This window comes from Vogesella amnigena (genome assembly GCF_042648905.1).
In the GTDB taxonomy this organism is placed as follows: Bacteria; Pseudomonadota; Gammaproteobacteria; order Burkholderiales; family Chromobacteriaceae; genus Vogesella; species Vogesella amnigena.
In genome coordinates, this window is record NZ_JBHRYH010000012.1 from 76342 (window position 1) to 91192 (window position 14851).

The 14851-nt window shown below is 62.1% G+C and carries 13 protein-coding genes; 8 read left to right on the forward strand and 5 right to left on the reverse strand.

Translation table 11 applies throughout. The features are described from left to right. Positions 1-36 precede the first annotated feature (36 nt). The gene (locus tag ACFOKJ_RS05855; RefSeq protein ID WP_390277427.1) at positions 37-1716 is read right to left on the reverse strand and encodes a cation acetate symporter; all 1680 of its coding nucleotides are present in this window, start codon (positions 1714-1716) and stop codon (positions 37-39) included. Beyond that, positions 1713-2021 carry a DUF485 domain-containing protein gene (locus ACFOKJ_RS05860; protein WP_390277430.1) on the reverse strand — a complete coding sequence of 103 codons (309 nt, stop codon included), beginning with the start codon at positions 2019-2021 and terminating at the stop codon, positions 1713-1715. The genes ACFOKJ_RS05855 and ACFOKJ_RS05860 overlap by 4 nt, the downstream gene beginning before the upstream one ends. Positions 2022-2336: 315 nt before the next feature. Between ACFOKJ_RS05860 and ACFOKJ_RS05865 the strand changes: the two genes are divergently transcribed. The 5 genes from ACFOKJ_RS05865 (at position 2337) to ACFOKJ_RS05885 (ending at position 7569) form a co-directional block, all read left to right on the forward strand. Then, positions 2337-3233, forward strand: coding sequence for a LysR family transcriptional regulator (locus ACFOKJ_RS05865; RefSeq protein ID WP_390277432.1), 897 nt, complete (start codon positions 2337-2339; stop codon positions 3231-3233). Between the two features lie 50 nt (positions 3234-3283). Then, entirely contained in the window at positions 3284-3724 is a 441-nt protein-coding gene (locus ACFOKJ_RS05870) for a hypothetical protein (protein WP_390277434.1), read from the forward strand. 509 nt (positions 3725-4233) lie between these two features. Then, positions 4234-5238 (forward strand): CAF17-like 4Fe-4S cluster assembly/insertion protein YgfZ, encoded by a 1005-nt coding sequence (gene ygfZ, locus ACFOKJ_RS05875; protein WP_390277436.1) that lies wholly within the window; start codon positions 4234-4236, stop codon positions 5236-5238. Positions 5239-5331: 93 nt separating this feature from the next. Continuing rightward, positions 5332-5655, forward strand: coding sequence for an H-NS histone family protein (locus ACFOKJ_RS05880; protein WP_390277438.1), 324 nt, complete (start codon positions 5332-5334; stop codon positions 5653-5655). A 357-nt stretch (positions 5656-6012) separates the two neighbouring features. Next, positions 6013-7569, forward strand: a complete 1557-nt coding sequence (locus ACFOKJ_RS05885) for a hypothetical protein (protein WP_390277439.1) — start codon at positions 6013-6015, stop codon at positions 7567-7569. Positions 7570-7651: 82 nt separating this feature from the next. Here ACFOKJ_RS05885 and ACFOKJ_RS05890 read toward each other — a convergent pair whose 3' ends face one another. Together ACFOKJ_RS05890 and ACFOKJ_RS05895 are read right to left on the reverse strand one after the other, a co-directional pair. Next, entirely contained in the window at positions 7652-9319 is a 1668-nt protein-coding gene (locus ACFOKJ_RS05890) for an L-lactate permease (RefSeq protein WP_390277440.1), read from the reverse strand. 140 nt (positions 9320-9459) lie between these two features. Further along, entirely contained in the window at positions 9460-10926 is a 1467-nt protein-coding gene (locus tag ACFOKJ_RS05895; RefSeq protein WP_390277442.1) for an aminotransferase-like domain-containing protein, read from the reverse strand. Between the two features lie 153 nt (positions 10927-11079). Between ACFOKJ_RS05895 and ACFOKJ_RS05900 the strand changes: the two genes are divergently transcribed. The 3 genes from ACFOKJ_RS05900 to ACFOKJ_RS05910 all read left to right on the forward strand — a co-directional run bounded on the left by ACFOKJ_RS05900 (position 11080) and on the right by ACFOKJ_RS05910 (position 13267). Next, the gene (locus tag ACFOKJ_RS05900) at positions 11080-11688 is read left to right on the forward strand and encodes a LysE family translocator (RefSeq protein ID WP_390277444.1); all 609 of its coding nucleotides are present in this window, start codon (positions 11080-11082) and stop codon (positions 11686-11688) included. Further along, the gene (locus ACFOKJ_RS05905) at positions 11688-12389 is read left to right on the forward strand and encodes an aspartate/glutamate racemase family protein (RefSeq protein WP_390277446.1); all 702 of its coding nucleotides are present in this window, start codon (positions 11688-11690) and stop codon (positions 12387-12389) included. Before ACFOKJ_RS05900 ends, ACFOKJ_RS05905 begins: the two co-directional genes overlap by 1 nt. A 176-nt stretch (positions 12390-12565) precedes the next feature. Then, positions 12566-13267: a substrate-binding periplasmic protein gene (locus ACFOKJ_RS05910; RefSeq protein WP_390277448.1), complete on the forward strand. Its 702-nt coding sequence runs from the start codon at positions 12566-12568 to the stop codon at positions 13265-13267. Between the two features lie 11 nt (positions 13268-13278). On the opposite strand, the gene ACFOKJ_RS05915 is transcribed toward ACFOKJ_RS05910, so the two are convergent. Beyond that, a complete protein-coding gene (locus tag ACFOKJ_RS05915; RefSeq protein ID WP_390277451.1) occupies positions 13279-14520 on the reverse strand; it encodes a TIGR03862 family flavoprotein in 1242 nt (413 codons plus the stop codon). Positions 14521-14851: the final 331 nt, after the last annotated feature.

The window sequence follows — 14851 nt, forward strand, 5'->3', positions numbered from 1 at the left end:
GGTGCGGCCATTTGCTGCGTGAGTCTTGCTTGATGCTTAGTGCTTGGACGCGCCGGTGGCACCGATACCGGTCATGGAGCGAACAAACTGTGCTTCGAATTTGGCTTTTTCTTCTGCTGCGGCCTTGGAGGTATCCAGTACCGAGAACAGCCAGGTGAAGAAGAAGGCCAGGGTCATGGAGAACAGCGCCGGGTTCTTGTACGGGAAGATGGCTGCTTCATGCTTCAGCACATCCACCCACACGGTCGGGCCAAGGATGATCAGGCCTACTGCGGAAGCCAGGCCGATGAAGCCACCGATTACCGCGCCACGGGTGGTCAGACCTTTCCAGAACATGGACAGGAACAGTACCGGGAAGTTGGCGGAGGCGGCGATGGAGAATGCCAGACCTACCATGAAGGCGATGTTCTGCTTCTCGAACACCAGGCCCAGCACGATGGCGAGCACGCCCAGGCACAGGGTGGTGATCTTGGAAACGCGCATTTCGCTCTTCTCGTCGGCCTTGCCCTTCTTGATTACCGAAGCGTACAGGTCGTGCGATACCGCGGAAGCGCCGGACAGCGCCAGGCCAGCTACCACTGCCAGGATGGTGGCGAAGGCCACGGCGGAGATGAAGCCGTAGAACACGTCACCGCCTACCACGTGGGCCAGGTGAATCGCAGCCATGTTGTTGCCGCCTACCAGCTGGGTGACTTCCTTGCCGTTCTTGGTGATGGTTTCCATCAGGCCCGGCTGGTTCAGCACCAGCATGATGGCGCCGAAGCCGATCACGAAGGTCAGGATGTAGAAGTAGCCGATGAAACCGGTGGCGAAGAACACCGACTTGCGGGCTTCCTTGGCGTTGGACACGGTGAAGAAGCGCATCAGGATGTGCGGCAGACCGGCAGTACCGAACATCAGCGCCAGGCCCAGGGAGATCGAGTCGATCGGATCAGCCTTGCCCGGAGCCATGATGGCAGCGCCCTTGGCATGCAGCTCGGTGGCTTTCTGGAACATCACTTCCGGGCTGAAACCAACCGATGCCAGCACCATGAAGGCCATGAAGGATGCGCCGGACAGCAGGATTACCGCCTTGATGATCTGTACCCAGGTGGTGGCCAGCATGCCGCCGAACATCACGTACATCACCATCAGCACGCCTACCAGTACCACGGCCACACCGTAGTCCAGGCCGAACAGCAGCTGGATCAGCTTGCCGGCACCAACCATCTGCGCGATCAGGTACAGCGCTACCACCACCAGGGTGCCGGTGGCGGCAAAGGTGCGCACCGGGCCCTGCTGCAGGCGGTAGGATGCTACGTCAGCGAAGGTGAACTTGCCGAGGTTGCGCAGGCGTTCTGCTACCAGGAACAGGATGATGGGCCAGCCCACCAGGAAGCCCATGGAGTAGATCAGGCCGTCGTAGCCCTTCTCGAACACCATGGCGGAAATCCCGAGGAAGGAAGCCGCGGACATGTAGTCGCCGGCAATGGCCAGACCGTTCTGAAAGCCGGTGATGCCACCGCCGCCAGTGTAGAAGTCGGAAGCGGACTGGGTGCGGCGTGCCGCCCAGTAGGTGATGTACAGCGTGGCGCCCACGAAGATCAGGAACATCACGATGGCAGTCCAGTTGGTGGCCTGCTTTTTCACATCGCCATCAATCGCACCGGCGGCCATGGCCAGACCCGGCAGGGCGGCCAGCGCGGCATAAGCTGTAAATTTCAGCCATTTGTTCATTGCTTTGCCTCCTCAACGATCTGTTGGGTGAGTTCATCGAACTCGCTGTTGGCCCTACGCACATAGATGCCGGTCAGCACGAAGGCGGACAGGATGATGGCAACGCCAACCGGGATGCCAACAGTGGTGATGCCGCCAGACAGCGACGCACCCAGAGTGGCCGGGGAGAAGGCAAGTACCAGGATGAAGCCGTAGTAGATTGCCAGCATGATGATGCTGAGCAGCCATCCGAAGCTGGTTTTCTTTTGTACCAGTTCTGCGAACTTCGGATTGGCTTGCACCCGTTGCAGGATGTCCTCGTTCATTGTTTCCTCCTTTGTCATCGGGAACGGCCGGGAGACCGTGTCCGCGTGCTGGGAAAATTAAGGCGCACTGCTGGTAGGGGCTAATCGTTTTTTTTGATACGACGGATAAGCTTTGGCGAGGCTGAAGGAAAAATTCTTTATTTATCAATATTCTGCAGTAGAGCATTTGCTTTGTTGATGTCTGGCATAAGTGATTTTTATCCAGATAATTGCTGCAACGCCCTTGTCGGGACACGGGGGCTTGTAGAGAATGTGCTGCAATAATTTGCCGACCAGCCATAGCAGGCTGGCCACACTCGGGAGGGTGTACGCGGGATGGAAATCTATCAGCTGAGAACCTTTGTCACCGTGGCCCAGCTGGGGCACCTGACTCAGGCCGCTGAAGTATTGCACTTGTCACAGCCGGCAGTTACCGCCCAGATCAAGGCGGTGGAAGAAGAAGTCGGCATGCCCTTGTTCGAGCGTACCGCCGGCGGCGTAGTGCTGACCCGGGCCGGACAGGAGCTGCTGCCACAGGCGCAGGAAATCCTGGCTTCGGCCAAGAACCTGCTCAACCATGCCCGCAGCCTGAAGGGACAGCTCACCGGCAAGGCTCAGCTGGGCATCACCCTGATGCCATCGGTGCTGCGTGTCGGGCCATGGGTGGCAAGACTGAGCGAGCGCTACCCGCTGCTGGAAGTCTGTCTGCACCAGGGGGTGACCGGCGACGTGCTGAATGCGGTGCGCAAGAAAGAGCTGGATGGCGGCTTCTATCTGGGCAAGAACCCGTACGTGAACGTGCACACCGTGCTGCTGGACAATATGCGCTTGCGCATTGCCTTGCCTAGTGGCTGGCTGGCGCGGGTGGCCGAGTTCACGCCTCGGGAGCTGGGCAAGCTGCCCTGGGTCGGCATCTCGCAGTTTTCCAGCCTGTCCAAGATCGTCAGCGAATTGTGGCGCGAGCTGAACATCTCCCCGAAGAAAGTATCAGAGAGTGACTATTTTCTGACCTCGATGGAGCTGGTAAAAGCCGGTGTCGGGCTGGCCTTGTTGCCCGAAACAGAAGCGTTGGCCGCGCAGGCGGCCGGCGAGCTGGATATCTGGCCGGACCTGGTCAAGACCGCAGAGCTGCAGTTCGTGTTCGCCGCCGACAAGGTGAGTGATCCGGTACTGCAGGCACTGGTAGGTGAACTGGCCCCGGTATGGGATATCAGCATCCCCAGTTTTCAGTAAGCACAACCCGCCCCCGGTTGCGCAGCGACCGGAGCCGGCACGGAGTTGCCATGCCCAATGTGATGCAGCAGTACCTGGATGTGTTCCAGGCCGCCCAACAGCGCTGGCTGGAGGCCAACTCCGACTACCTGACCCAGTTGTGGCGTCAGCCCATGCTGCCTACCCATAGGCAGCAACTGGCGCAGCAAGTGGAAAACTCGCTGTCGTCCGGCGCCTCGCTGTTGCGTGCCTCGGCGGATCTGCACAATGATCTGCAGGTGCTGAACGAGCGCTGGCTGGGGCGGCAGCAAAAGCAGTGGCAGGCGTATCTGGCCACGCTGCCACAGCCCTTCGGCCCTTGTCTGCTGCCACTGGATGCCGGCATGTCCGGCTGCCTGATTGCCAGCCGTGCTGGCCGGCAGATCAATCACTTTGCCTCCACCAGATTATCGAATGCACCGCTGCAGGCGATACGCGGTGCACAGCGCAGTTATCAGCGCGGCGATAAATAAGCCAGCAATAACCCTGCTGCCTACCGCTGTTTGTCCTGCCCCTGACTCACTAGAATACGAGCCGGCCATGTGCCGGCTCTGTTATTTGGCGGCTGCCCAGGTTGCTGCCGCTGGGCCGATGTACGGTATTGCCGTCAGGCGCCATGACTGAGGAGTGCCGCGAACAGCGCCAGCTTTCGCTGCGCTACAGGGTGCTCACGAAAAATGCCTGATTGCCCATCAAGCGTATGCTGCGTACAAGTTTTTCGTTCGCGCCTTGTCTCGCTTGGCAATCCGGTTTTTCAAGGTGCCCCGTGCAGGTGATATTGCCAACTCGCGCCTGGGCTGGCGGTACGGCAGGCGTGGAATATGGCAGGCGTAGCCAAAACAGACGTGCGGCGGTATTTTTGCCGGCGTGGAGGTGGCAGGCGGCCACACCAATTTGGTCGTACCGGGCATTGTGGTACCGAGAATGCCCGGCTGCGACATGACATTTCGCCGCGAGCGGCGACAAAGCAAGAGGTTCAAACATGCAGCAGCAATTAATTGCCGACTGGCTGACGCAAAATCAGGCCACCATCAGCGACGCAGGCGAGTTGAATCTGCCGGATTATGCCGAACAACTGGCGGCAATTGCCGCAGGCACGGCATACAGTTGCTTGAGCAAATATTCCATTCTGTGCATCAGTGGCGATGATGCCGTTACCTTTCTGCAAGGGCAGTTTTCCTGCGATGTCGCTGCAATAGCCGAGCAAGGGGCAAGCTGGGGTAGTTACTCCACGGCCAAAGGCCGCATGCAGGCCAGTTTCCTGCTGTGTGGCAACGGTGGGATTTTCCATTTGTTGCTGCGCCGGGATATTGCGGAAACATTCCGTAAACGTTTGTCGATGTTTGTGCTGCGCGCAAAAGTAACCATTGAAAACCTGGATGAGTCCATGCTGGCGCTGGGGGTAATGCGGCCAACTGCCTGTAATTCGACTTTGCCTGTTATCGAGTCGCTGCATGCAGACGAGATAGCCGTAGCGATTACTCCACAGGTCAGCATTATTCTCAGCGCCAAGCCGGCACTCTGGCTGCAGCAGTGGCAGCAAACCCTGCATGCGGTGGGTAGCGAAGCCTGGGAACTGGTGTTCATTCAGGCCGGCTTGCCGTGGGTATCGCAGGCAACTTATGAAGAGTTTGTACCGCAAATGGCCAACCTGGATCTGCTGGGGGGCATCAGCTTCAAAAAAGGCTGTTATCCAGGGCAGGAAATCGTGGCGCGCACCCAATATCTGGGCAAGGTGAAACGTCGCCTTTATCGTGCCGCCGTATATGGTGGCAGCGTGGCTGCTGGGGATGCATTGCAGGCAGCCAGTACCGGCGAGCAGACAATTGGCAAGGTAGTGGCGGCGGTGGCAAAACCCGATGGCAGCCATGAATGCCTGCTGGTAATGCAGACCAGCGCCTGGGAAGATGGCGTACAACTGGCAGCTAATCCGGCCGCCAGGCTGGAGCAATTGCCATTACCCTATACTCTGGCAGAATCTATTTAAATGTGAAGGGTTTCAAAACCGGCTTGACTTCACTGTTATTTCTGGCTAATTTTCCAGCATCTTAAATTGTTGATGTATGTCAAAGGGAAAAAAATGGATCTCTCCACTTTCGATTTTGCAGCCCTGCTGCAGCTGCGCACCGACGTTGATGCTGAAATTCGTCGCCGTGAAAGCGAAGAAAAAGCCAAGGCAGCCAAGCAGGTTATGGATCTGATTCGCACCCATGGCCTGGATATTCAGGAACTGGCTACCAAATCCACCAAGACCGTTGCCGCTGGTACCCGTAAGCCGGTAGATGCCAAGTATCGCCATCCGGACGATGCTTCCCTGTCCTGGACCGGTCGCGGCCGCAAGCCGCTGTGGGTGGTAACCTGGCTGGACTCCGGTCGCAATCTGGATGACCTGCTGATCAAGTAAATCGGTATTTACCCGATAACGTCAGGGCATACCTGGCGTGCTGGTCTGGCAACCCCTTTCGCTATGCGAAAGGGGTTTTTTCGTAGATGGCGCTGCCATTTGCCAGGAGTACAGGCAACGCCTGTGTGGGCAAGCCGGTCTGCAGAATGGTTGCCATATGTACAGGTGGTTTTATTTTGGAATACCACGGCAAGGCGTGTGCACTATACTGGCAGCTAATAATCAGCCATTCCGGCGCACTACAAATGCAATTCGAGATAATGCTAAATGGTTAAACTCGATTTTTTGTCTTTTGGCAGCAAGAAAAAAAGCCAGCCGCTGGATGATGCAGCAGCAGCGGCCACTTGGCATGCGCAGATGCAGCAGGAAAATGGTGCCGGTACGCACCAGAAACTGTCGGAACTGGTTGCACAATACAACCAGCATGGTGAGAGCCTGAGCCCGGACACGCTGGCCGCGCTGTTGAAGCTAGACGAGCTGAATGTGCAGCAGCACCGGCAACTTGGTGCGCAATACCTGTTGAATGCCCGGCTGCCGAAGCTGATGGAAGAGCAGCTGCGTACGCGTATCACCGGCTACGATCGCCAGATCATTGCCGCCTACCGGCGCTTCCTGGCGCTGGATGAAACGGAAACCCGGGCGCTGGGCGAGCTGCTGCTGGTGGCCATTGCCCGTACCATGCACTACCTGTCGGAACTGGCGCTGTGGCAGTACTACCGCCACGCCCAGCCGGACAAGGTGTTCTGGGAGTCGGTGAATCAGCTGTTCCTGGCTGCGGAAAAACTGGGGCTGGATGCGCGCCCGGTGGTGCTGTTCGAGGGCGAGTCGGCTACCACGGTGCACGACCTCTACCTGTCACTGCTGCTGGTGGCGGTAGTCAGCAGCGGTAACCTGTCGGCAAGACAGATATCACTGGCGCACCAGCTGGCCCTGATGCTGTCCAACCGCGCGGCCCTGCAGCGCCAGCCGGAGGGCTACCCCAGCTTCGCCGTGGACCTGGATCAGGGGCGGGCACCTGGACGGGTGCGGCAGCAGCTGCCAGATGGCAATCTGCGCTTGTGGAACACCGCCGAGATTACCGAGCAGCTGGACCGCTGGGGAGTGGTATGCGATTCCGGCGTGGTGCCGGTGGAGCTCAAGCCGTTGATGATGACCGCCAGCGAGACCTCGCTGCTGCGTTTCCTGATGCGGGAATGGGCGGAGCGCCCCTTTATCTACCAGCGCGCAGAGCGGGTGCGTACCGAGTTCCAGCAGGTGGAGGTGGCGCATCGTCTGCCGGTTATCCATCGTCTGGTGCGGGAGCAGGATGAGGCCTCCGCCGCTGCCTGGAAGAATGACGGCGATGTGGAGGAAGGCTACCGGGTATACGGCTTTGTCAGCAGCCGGCGGCGGGAAAAATCCATCTATACCGAGGTGCAGGCTCCATCGCCGTTTCCGTTCTGGGAGCTGGACAACAAGAGCGCTACCGGTATCGGCGTGAATTTGCCCTCGCATGGCAACGAGTGGGTGGTACTGGGCGCACTGATGACCTTCCGCGAGAAGGGCGAGTCGGCCTGGTCGGTAGGGCTGGTGCGCCGCCTGCAGCGCCCGGAGCCGGAGCGTGTCTACCTGGGGATTCACGTATTGTCCAACCGGCCGGTGGCGGCATCGCTGCACCGTACCGATGGTGTGCCGCCAGATGCGGTACTGCCGGCGGAGCTGATCTGGAACCGTGGCGAAATCGGCCTGTTTGTGCCGCTGCTGCGCGAGGACAAGAAGCTGAATACCCTGCTGCTGTCCATCAGTTCCTACACCGCCGGGCGCGAGCTGGAAATGCGCGCGCGCGGCAAGCGCTTCCAGATCCGCCTGGGGCGGGTACTGGAGAAGGGCGCCGACTGGTGTCAGGCGGAAATCGAGCTGCTCAAAGCCGAGTAAGCCAGCTCAGCCAAGCCCGGCACTGCAAAGCAAAAATCCCCGCTAGTTGCTAGCGGGGATTTTTCATGTGGTGAGTCCGTGTTTACGGGTGAATCACCAGCGCGGTGAACGGCGGCAGGTAGGCCATGGCGCTGACCACCAGGCCCACCAGGCAGGCCAGTGCCAGCGAGTGGAAGAACACATAGCGCAGGATCACGCCTTCCTTGCCGTAGTACTGGGTGGCGGTGGACGCTACCACGATGGACTGTGCATCAATCATCTTGCCCATCACGCCGCCGGAAGAGTTGGCCGCGGTCATCAGTACCGGCGACAGGCCCAGTTGTTGTGCCGAGGCTTTCTGCAGGCCGCCGAACAGCACGTTGGCCGCAGTGTCGGAGCCGGTAAGCGCAACGCCCAGCCAGCCCAGCAGGGTACCGAAGAAGGGGTAGAACACGCCGGTGTGCGAGAACGCCAGGCCCAGGGTGATGTCCACGCCGGAGAAGCGGGTGACATAGCCCAGCGCCAGCATGGCCACGATGGTGATCAGCGAGTAGCGCAGCGACCAGAAGGTCTCCTTGTACACCTTCAGCATCTGCAGCGGGCGGTAGCCCATGATCAAGGCCGAAATCAGCGCGGCAACCAGAATGCCGGTGCCGGTGGTGGACAGCAGGTTGAACTTGTAGATGGCGGCCTCCAGGTGCGGTTCGGCCACTACCGGCGGCATCTTGTAGATCAGGTTGTGCAGGCCCGGCCACTGGATTTCCAGGGTGAAGATGCTGTCCAGCAGCTTTTTCACCGACGGCGAACCAAAGGCGAACACCGCTACCGACAGGATCAGCCATGGCAGCCAGGCGCGGATCACTTCGCCACGGCTGTAGCCATGATGCTTGTCGGCCACGATGGCCTTGGCGCCGTTGGCGGCTTCGCCTCCCATGGTGCCGGCAGTGGAGGTGTAGACCTCCTTCGGCTGCCACACTTTCAGGAAGCCCACCAGCGCGGCAATGGAACACACCGAGGCGATCACGGCTACCAGTTCCGGCCCCATGGTGTTGGACACGATCAGCTGCGGAATGGCGAACGACAAGCCGGCCACCAGCACCGCCGGCCAGATGCGCATGGTGTTGCGCCAGCCGCAGAAGGCGATCAGCAGCCAGAACGGCACCAGGATGGCGAAGATGGTCATCTGGCGGCCAACCATGGACGAAATCTGCAGCACGTCCAGGCCGGTAACCTTGGCCAGGGTGGTGATCGGCGTGCCCAGCGCGCCATAGGCCACCGGTGCGGTATTGGCGATCAGCGACAGGCCGGAAGCCGCCAGCGGCGAAAAGCCCAGGCCGATCAGCATGGCGCCGGTTACCGCCACCGGGGTGCCGAAGCCGCCGGCGCCTTCAAAGAAGGCACCAAAGCAGAAGGCGATCAGCAGCAGCTGCAGGCGGCGGTCGGTGGTGATGCCGGAAATCGATTCGCGCAGGATGGCGAACTGACCTTTGCGCTCGGTGAGCTGGTACAGAAAGATCACGTTGAGGATGATCCAGCCAATGGGCAGCAGGCCGTTGGCCGCACCCAGCAAGGTGGCGCTGGCGGCCATGTCCGCCGGCATGCCGAACACGGCTACCGCCACCAGCAGCGAGGTAGCCAGGCCCAGCAGTGCGGCCTTGTGTGCCTTGACGTGGAAAATGCCGAGTGCGCCCAGCAGCACGATAACGGGAATGCTGGCAGCCAGCGTGGATAGCCACGGGTTGCCAAGCGGGTCATAAACGTGTGACCACATGCTTGTTCTCTCCAGGTTGTGTCGATGTCGCGGTGCTTGTCCTTGCTGGCAAGCGGGTTTTACCGCGTTCGCGGCGGACTCTAGCGCCTGGAAAGTGGGCTGTCTGTTGGGGCTGCCCCTTGCGGGGAAACCCTATGGTTTTAGATATTGTTAATCAAATCAATGACTTGTGTTGAGCTTGGCATGCGTACACCGCGTGCCAGCTCCCCCAGCCGTTGCAGCGCGCCAACGTAGCGCTCGTCCAGCGGTTGGCAGCAGGACAGGCGCAGCGCGTTGCGGTAGCGGCCGCTGGGTGAGTACAGCGGGCCGGGCGAGATGCTGATGCGCTCGGCGATGGCAGCGTGGAACAGCGCCACGGTGTCGTAGTCTTCCGGCAGCTCCACCCAGATCAGAAAGCCGCCACTGGGGGTGGTGGCGTGGGTGCCGGGCGGGAAGTATTCGGCGATCAGCGCGCGTACCTTGTCCACGTGCAGCGCGTAGCGGCGCTTGAGTGCGCGCAGGTGGTGGTCGTAGCCGCCGGATTCCAGGAAGGTACCCAGCGTTTCGCACAGCACCAGCGGCTCGGCGATGGAACTGGCGAACTTCAGCTTCTTGATCTCCTCGCCAAAGCGGCCGCCTTCCAGCCAGCCGACGCGGAAGTCCGGTGCCAGCGTCTTGGTGTAGCTGGCGCAGACCAGCACCCAGCCGTCCTGGTCGAAGGCCTTCACCGCCGGCTGCAGCGCGTCGCCGAACTGCAGCTCGGCGTACAGCGCGTCCTCGATCAGCGGCACGCGGTGGCGGTTCACCAGTGCGGCCAACCTTCTCTTGTTGTCGGTGCTCATGCTGCAGCCCAGCGGGTTGTGCACATTGGGCATGGCGATGATGGCGTTGAGGCGTTTTTCCTGCAGTAGCAGCTCCAGCGCGTCCAGCGCCAGGCCATGCTGCGGGTCGGTGGGGATCTCCACCGCCTTCAGCCCCAGGCTGTTGAACAACGGCAGCAGGTTGAAGTAGGTGGGTGATTCGATGCCCACGGTGTCGCCGGGGCGGGTGATGGCGCGCAGCGCCAGCTGCAGCGCCTCCATGGCGCCGTGGGTGAGGATGATGTTGTCGGCCTGCAGCGCCATGCCCAGCTCCAGTCCGCGGCGGGCGATCTGGGTGCGCAGCCGTTCCGAGCCCGGCGGCAGCGCATAATTGCCCACCAGCCCTGGCTGCTTGCGCAGCACCTGGCCCATCAGCCGCGCCAGCTTGGCCGAGGGGTAGAAGTCGCCGCCGCGCGGGCAGGCCAGCGCCATGTCGATGTAGCCCGGCGTTTGCTGCGCCTTCAGCGCTGCGCCGATCAGGTCCAGTACCGCGCCGTCGGTGCCGCGCGCCGGGCCGGGGCGGTGACTGGCGCCACGGGCCGGCGACGGCAGCCGCGAGCGCACGTAGTAGCCGCTCTGCGGCCGCGCCTCGATCAGGCCGCGGTCTTCCAGCACGCGGTAGGCGGCCACCACGGTGTTGAGCGACAGCTGGCGGCTGCTGGCGGTCTTGCGCACCGACGGCAGGCGCGAGCCGGGCGGCAGGGTGCCCAGATTGATGGCGGAGGACAGGTCGTCGGCAAGCTGCTGGTACAGGGTGGCGGTGCTCATCGGTGTCTCGTGACAGCGGGGTGGGAAAGTGATGGTGACAGTTGCCGGTAGTGGGTAACTGTCACCGTGACAATAACAAATCCGTGCGGCTGTAACCAGTGGCGCCACGGCATTAGCATGCTCGTATCGCTATCCGTTCAAGAGGAGCAAGCCATGCTGAGCTGGCCATTACTGAGTTATGTCGCGCTGATGTCCGTCACCCCCGGCCCCAACAACCTGATGTTGGCCGCATCCGGGGTCAATTTCGGCTGGCGCCGCACCGTGCCGCACATGCTGGGCATTTCCGGCGGCCACGGCCTGCAGATCCTGCTGGTATCGCTGCTGCTGGGCTGGGTGCTGACGCTGTTGCAGCACGGCCGGCTGTGGCTGGCGCTGGCCGGCTGTAGCTATTTGTTCTGGCTGTCGTGGCAGGTGTGGCGTGCCGGCGCGCCGCAGGGGCGGCAGGCAGCCAGGCCGCTAGGCTTCATCGGTGCGGCGGCGTTCCAGTGGGTGAACCCCAAGGCCTGGGTGATGGTGATCAATACCAGCGTGCTGTTCCTGCCGACGGGTGCCCATGCCGGCCACTCGCTGCTGCTGGCGCTGATCTGCGCCATGGTGAACCTGCCGTGTATCGCACTGTGGGCCGGGATGGGCGATGCCTTGCGCCACCAGCTGGCGCGCGAGCGGGTGCGGCTGTGGTTCAATGGCGTGATGGCCACGGCGATGGCGGCGACAGCCGGCTATCTGCTGTGGGATGAACTGTTGATCGCGGGAGTGTGGTGATGCGTTATCTGGGGCTGTTGGGCGGCATGAGCTGGGAATCGACATTGCACTACTACCAGCAGATTAACGAAGGCGTGCGAGAGCGTCTCGGCGGGCTGCACTCGGCGCCGCTGCTGCTGCACAGCGTGGACTTTGCCCCGGTGGCCGCACGGCAGCGCGCCGGCGACTGGGACGCGCTGGGGGCGCAGCTGGCCGCCGCCGCGCAGGGGCTGCAACGGGCCGGTGCCGCCGGCCTGCTGCTGTGTACCAATACCATGCACAAGCTGGCGCCGGCCATCGAGGCGGCGGTCGATCTGCCGCTGCTGCATATTGCCGACCCCACCATAGCCGCCTTGCAGGCAGCCGGCGTGCAACGCGTGGGCCTGCTCGGCACCCGCTTCACCATGGATGAGGCGTTTTATCGCGACAGGTTGGCCGCAGCCGGGCTGCAGGTGCTGCTGCCGGACAAAGCCGGCCGTGCCGAGGTGCACCGGGTGATTTTTGATGAGCTGTGCCAGGGCAAGGTGTTAGCGGCCTCGCGCACGGCTTATCAGCAGGTGATTGCCGCCATGCAGGCGGCGGGGGCCGAAGCGGTGATTCTGGGCTGTACCGAGATCGGCATGCTGCTGGGAGCGGATGACAGCCCGCTGCCGCTGTTCGACACCACCGCGCTGCACGCGGCGGCAGCGGTGGACTGGCTGCTGGCTGGCGCGCCGGCGTGAGATATGGGGGGCAGGCGGGCAGGTGTTATCGCCATCTGTTGCGGCAGCTGGCGATTAGGCATTGAGTTTCCCCATGCGTCAGTTCGATAATCAATATATCGAACTTGCGAGTGCGCACAATGAAGGCAGGCGGATGCAAGAACTGGGCTTGGGCGGCGCTATTTCTGGCCTGCACCTTGCAGGCACAAACGCTGACGGTATGCGCCGAGCGCTGGCTGCCGTTCATCTATCGTGCCGACAACGGCGAGGTACAGGGCCTGGCGGCCGAGGTGCTGCAGCGGGTGGCGGCGCAGCGTGATGTGGCACTGCGTTTCCAGTTCCTGTCGATAAGCGGCTGCTACAAGCTGGCCGCAAGCGGGCAGGCAGATGTAGTGGCATTTGCCACCGCGCGCGAAAGCCCGGGCGGCTGGCAGCAGAGCCAGCAACCCTTGGTGTTCTGGCCGCTGTATGCCTGGGTGCAAAGCGGAATTGCCGAGCAGCGCTACCACGATCTGCAGCGTTTTGCCGGCCTGCGGGTGGCGTGGGTGCCGTCTTACGATTACCCGCAGCTGCTGGCACAGCAAACCCACTGGCGGCGGGTAAGCGCACCGGATAGCCAGGCATCGCTGACCATGCTGGCCGGTGGCCGGGTGGATGTGGTGTTCGATGACTACCAGGCAACCCTGGATATTGCGCGCCAGGTCAGCGGGCGGGTGAAACGGCTGGATGGCCTGGTTGGCAGCTATCTGGAGCAGTTCAGCTACCGCCCGGGGCTGGGCTGGCTGCGCGAAGGGGTTGACCGCGAGGCGCTACACCTGGCCGAAACTGGCGCGCTGAATCATTTCTACCTGCAGAACTTCCGCATCAGCTGGGAACAGGTGCGCAACGCACCGCATTGAGCGTTTGCGGCTCAGGCTTGCCGTGCCAGCCAGTGCAGCAGGCCGTTGGCGGCGGCACGGCCGCTGGCAAGGCATGCCGTCAGCAGGTAGCCGCCGGTTGGCGCTTCCCAGTCCAGCATCTCGCCGGCGCAGAACACGCCGGGCAGCGCCGTCAGCATCAGCTGGTCATCCATGGCTTCGAAGCGCACTCCACCGGCGGTGCTGATTGCCTCGTCGATGGGGCGCGTGGCATGCAGCGTCAGCGGTAGCGCCTTGATGGCAGCGGCCAGACGCGCCATATCGTTGAACGTTTCCTTGTCCAGCAACTCGCGCAGCAGGCCGGCGCGGGCGCCATCGATGCCACATTGCTTGCGCAGATGGTTGGCCAGCGAGGCGGCGCCTCGGCCACGTTGCAGCTCGGTGGTGAGCCGCTGCAGGTCACGGTCCGGCGCCAGATCCAGCTGGATGCTGGCGCTGCCGTCGCGGTTGATGCGCTCGCGGATGGCGGCGGCAAAGGCGTACACCAGATTGCCTTCGATGCCGTCCGCGGTCAGCACCATTTCGCCACGGCGGCTCAGCGCCTTGCCGTGCACATCCTCGAACTGCAGTGCCACATTCTTCAGCGGGCTGCCGGCAAACTTGGCGGCGAAGTGCTCGCTCCAGCCGCAGACAAAGCCGCAGTTGGCCGCCTGCAGTGGCGCGCTATCCACGCCCTTGGCCGTCAGCAGTGGCAGCCACTTGCCATCCGAGCCCAGCTTGGCCCAGCTGCCGCCGCCCAGCGCCAGCACGGTGGGAGCAGCGTCGCGCAGCACCTCGCCATCCGGGGTGGCAAAGCGCAGCCGGCCTGTCGCATCCCAACCCAGCCAGCGGTGGCGCACATGCAGCTGCAGCCCGGCCTCGCGCAACCGCACCAGCCAGGCGCGTAACAGCGGCGCGGCCTTCATGGCGGTGGGAAACACCTTGCCGGAGCTGCCGACAAAGGTGTCGATACCCAGGCCATGCACCCAGGCGCGCAGCGCATCGGCATCGAAGGCATCAATCAGCGGCGTCAGTTCGCGCTCACGCAGGCCGTAGCGTGACAGGAACGGCGCCCGTGGCTCGCTGTGGGTAATGTTCATGCCGCCCACGCCAGCCAGCAGGAACTTGCGGCCAACCGAGGGCATGGCATCGAACAGTTCTACCTGCAGACCTTGCTGCAGCAGGACTTCGGCTGCCATCAGGCCGGCCGGGCCGCCGCCGATGACGATGGCGCGTGAAGCAGGGGTAGGGGACATGTGCAAACTGGCTTATCAGGTTGGCCGCAGGGGCAAGGCGGCGATTGTACCGAATCGGCACGCCCGGGTGCCGCTGGCAAGCACGGTTTTTCGTGCTGCAGGTGACCGCCCGATGCACAGATTGGGGGTTTGTCGGAAAGGGTGGTGCGTAGCGCCGCATGGCTGCATTTCATGCCCACGGCGTTTGCCCTGGTTCCAAGTCGCTGTTTAAAATGCCTGACTGCTTAGCCGGCAGCGAAGAGTATGATTTTCAAATAAAAAATAGTATCTAGCCACGAGAGCTACATATAAATATGTCCTTGGTATCGGAAAGAAGTAGTTACGAATCCCG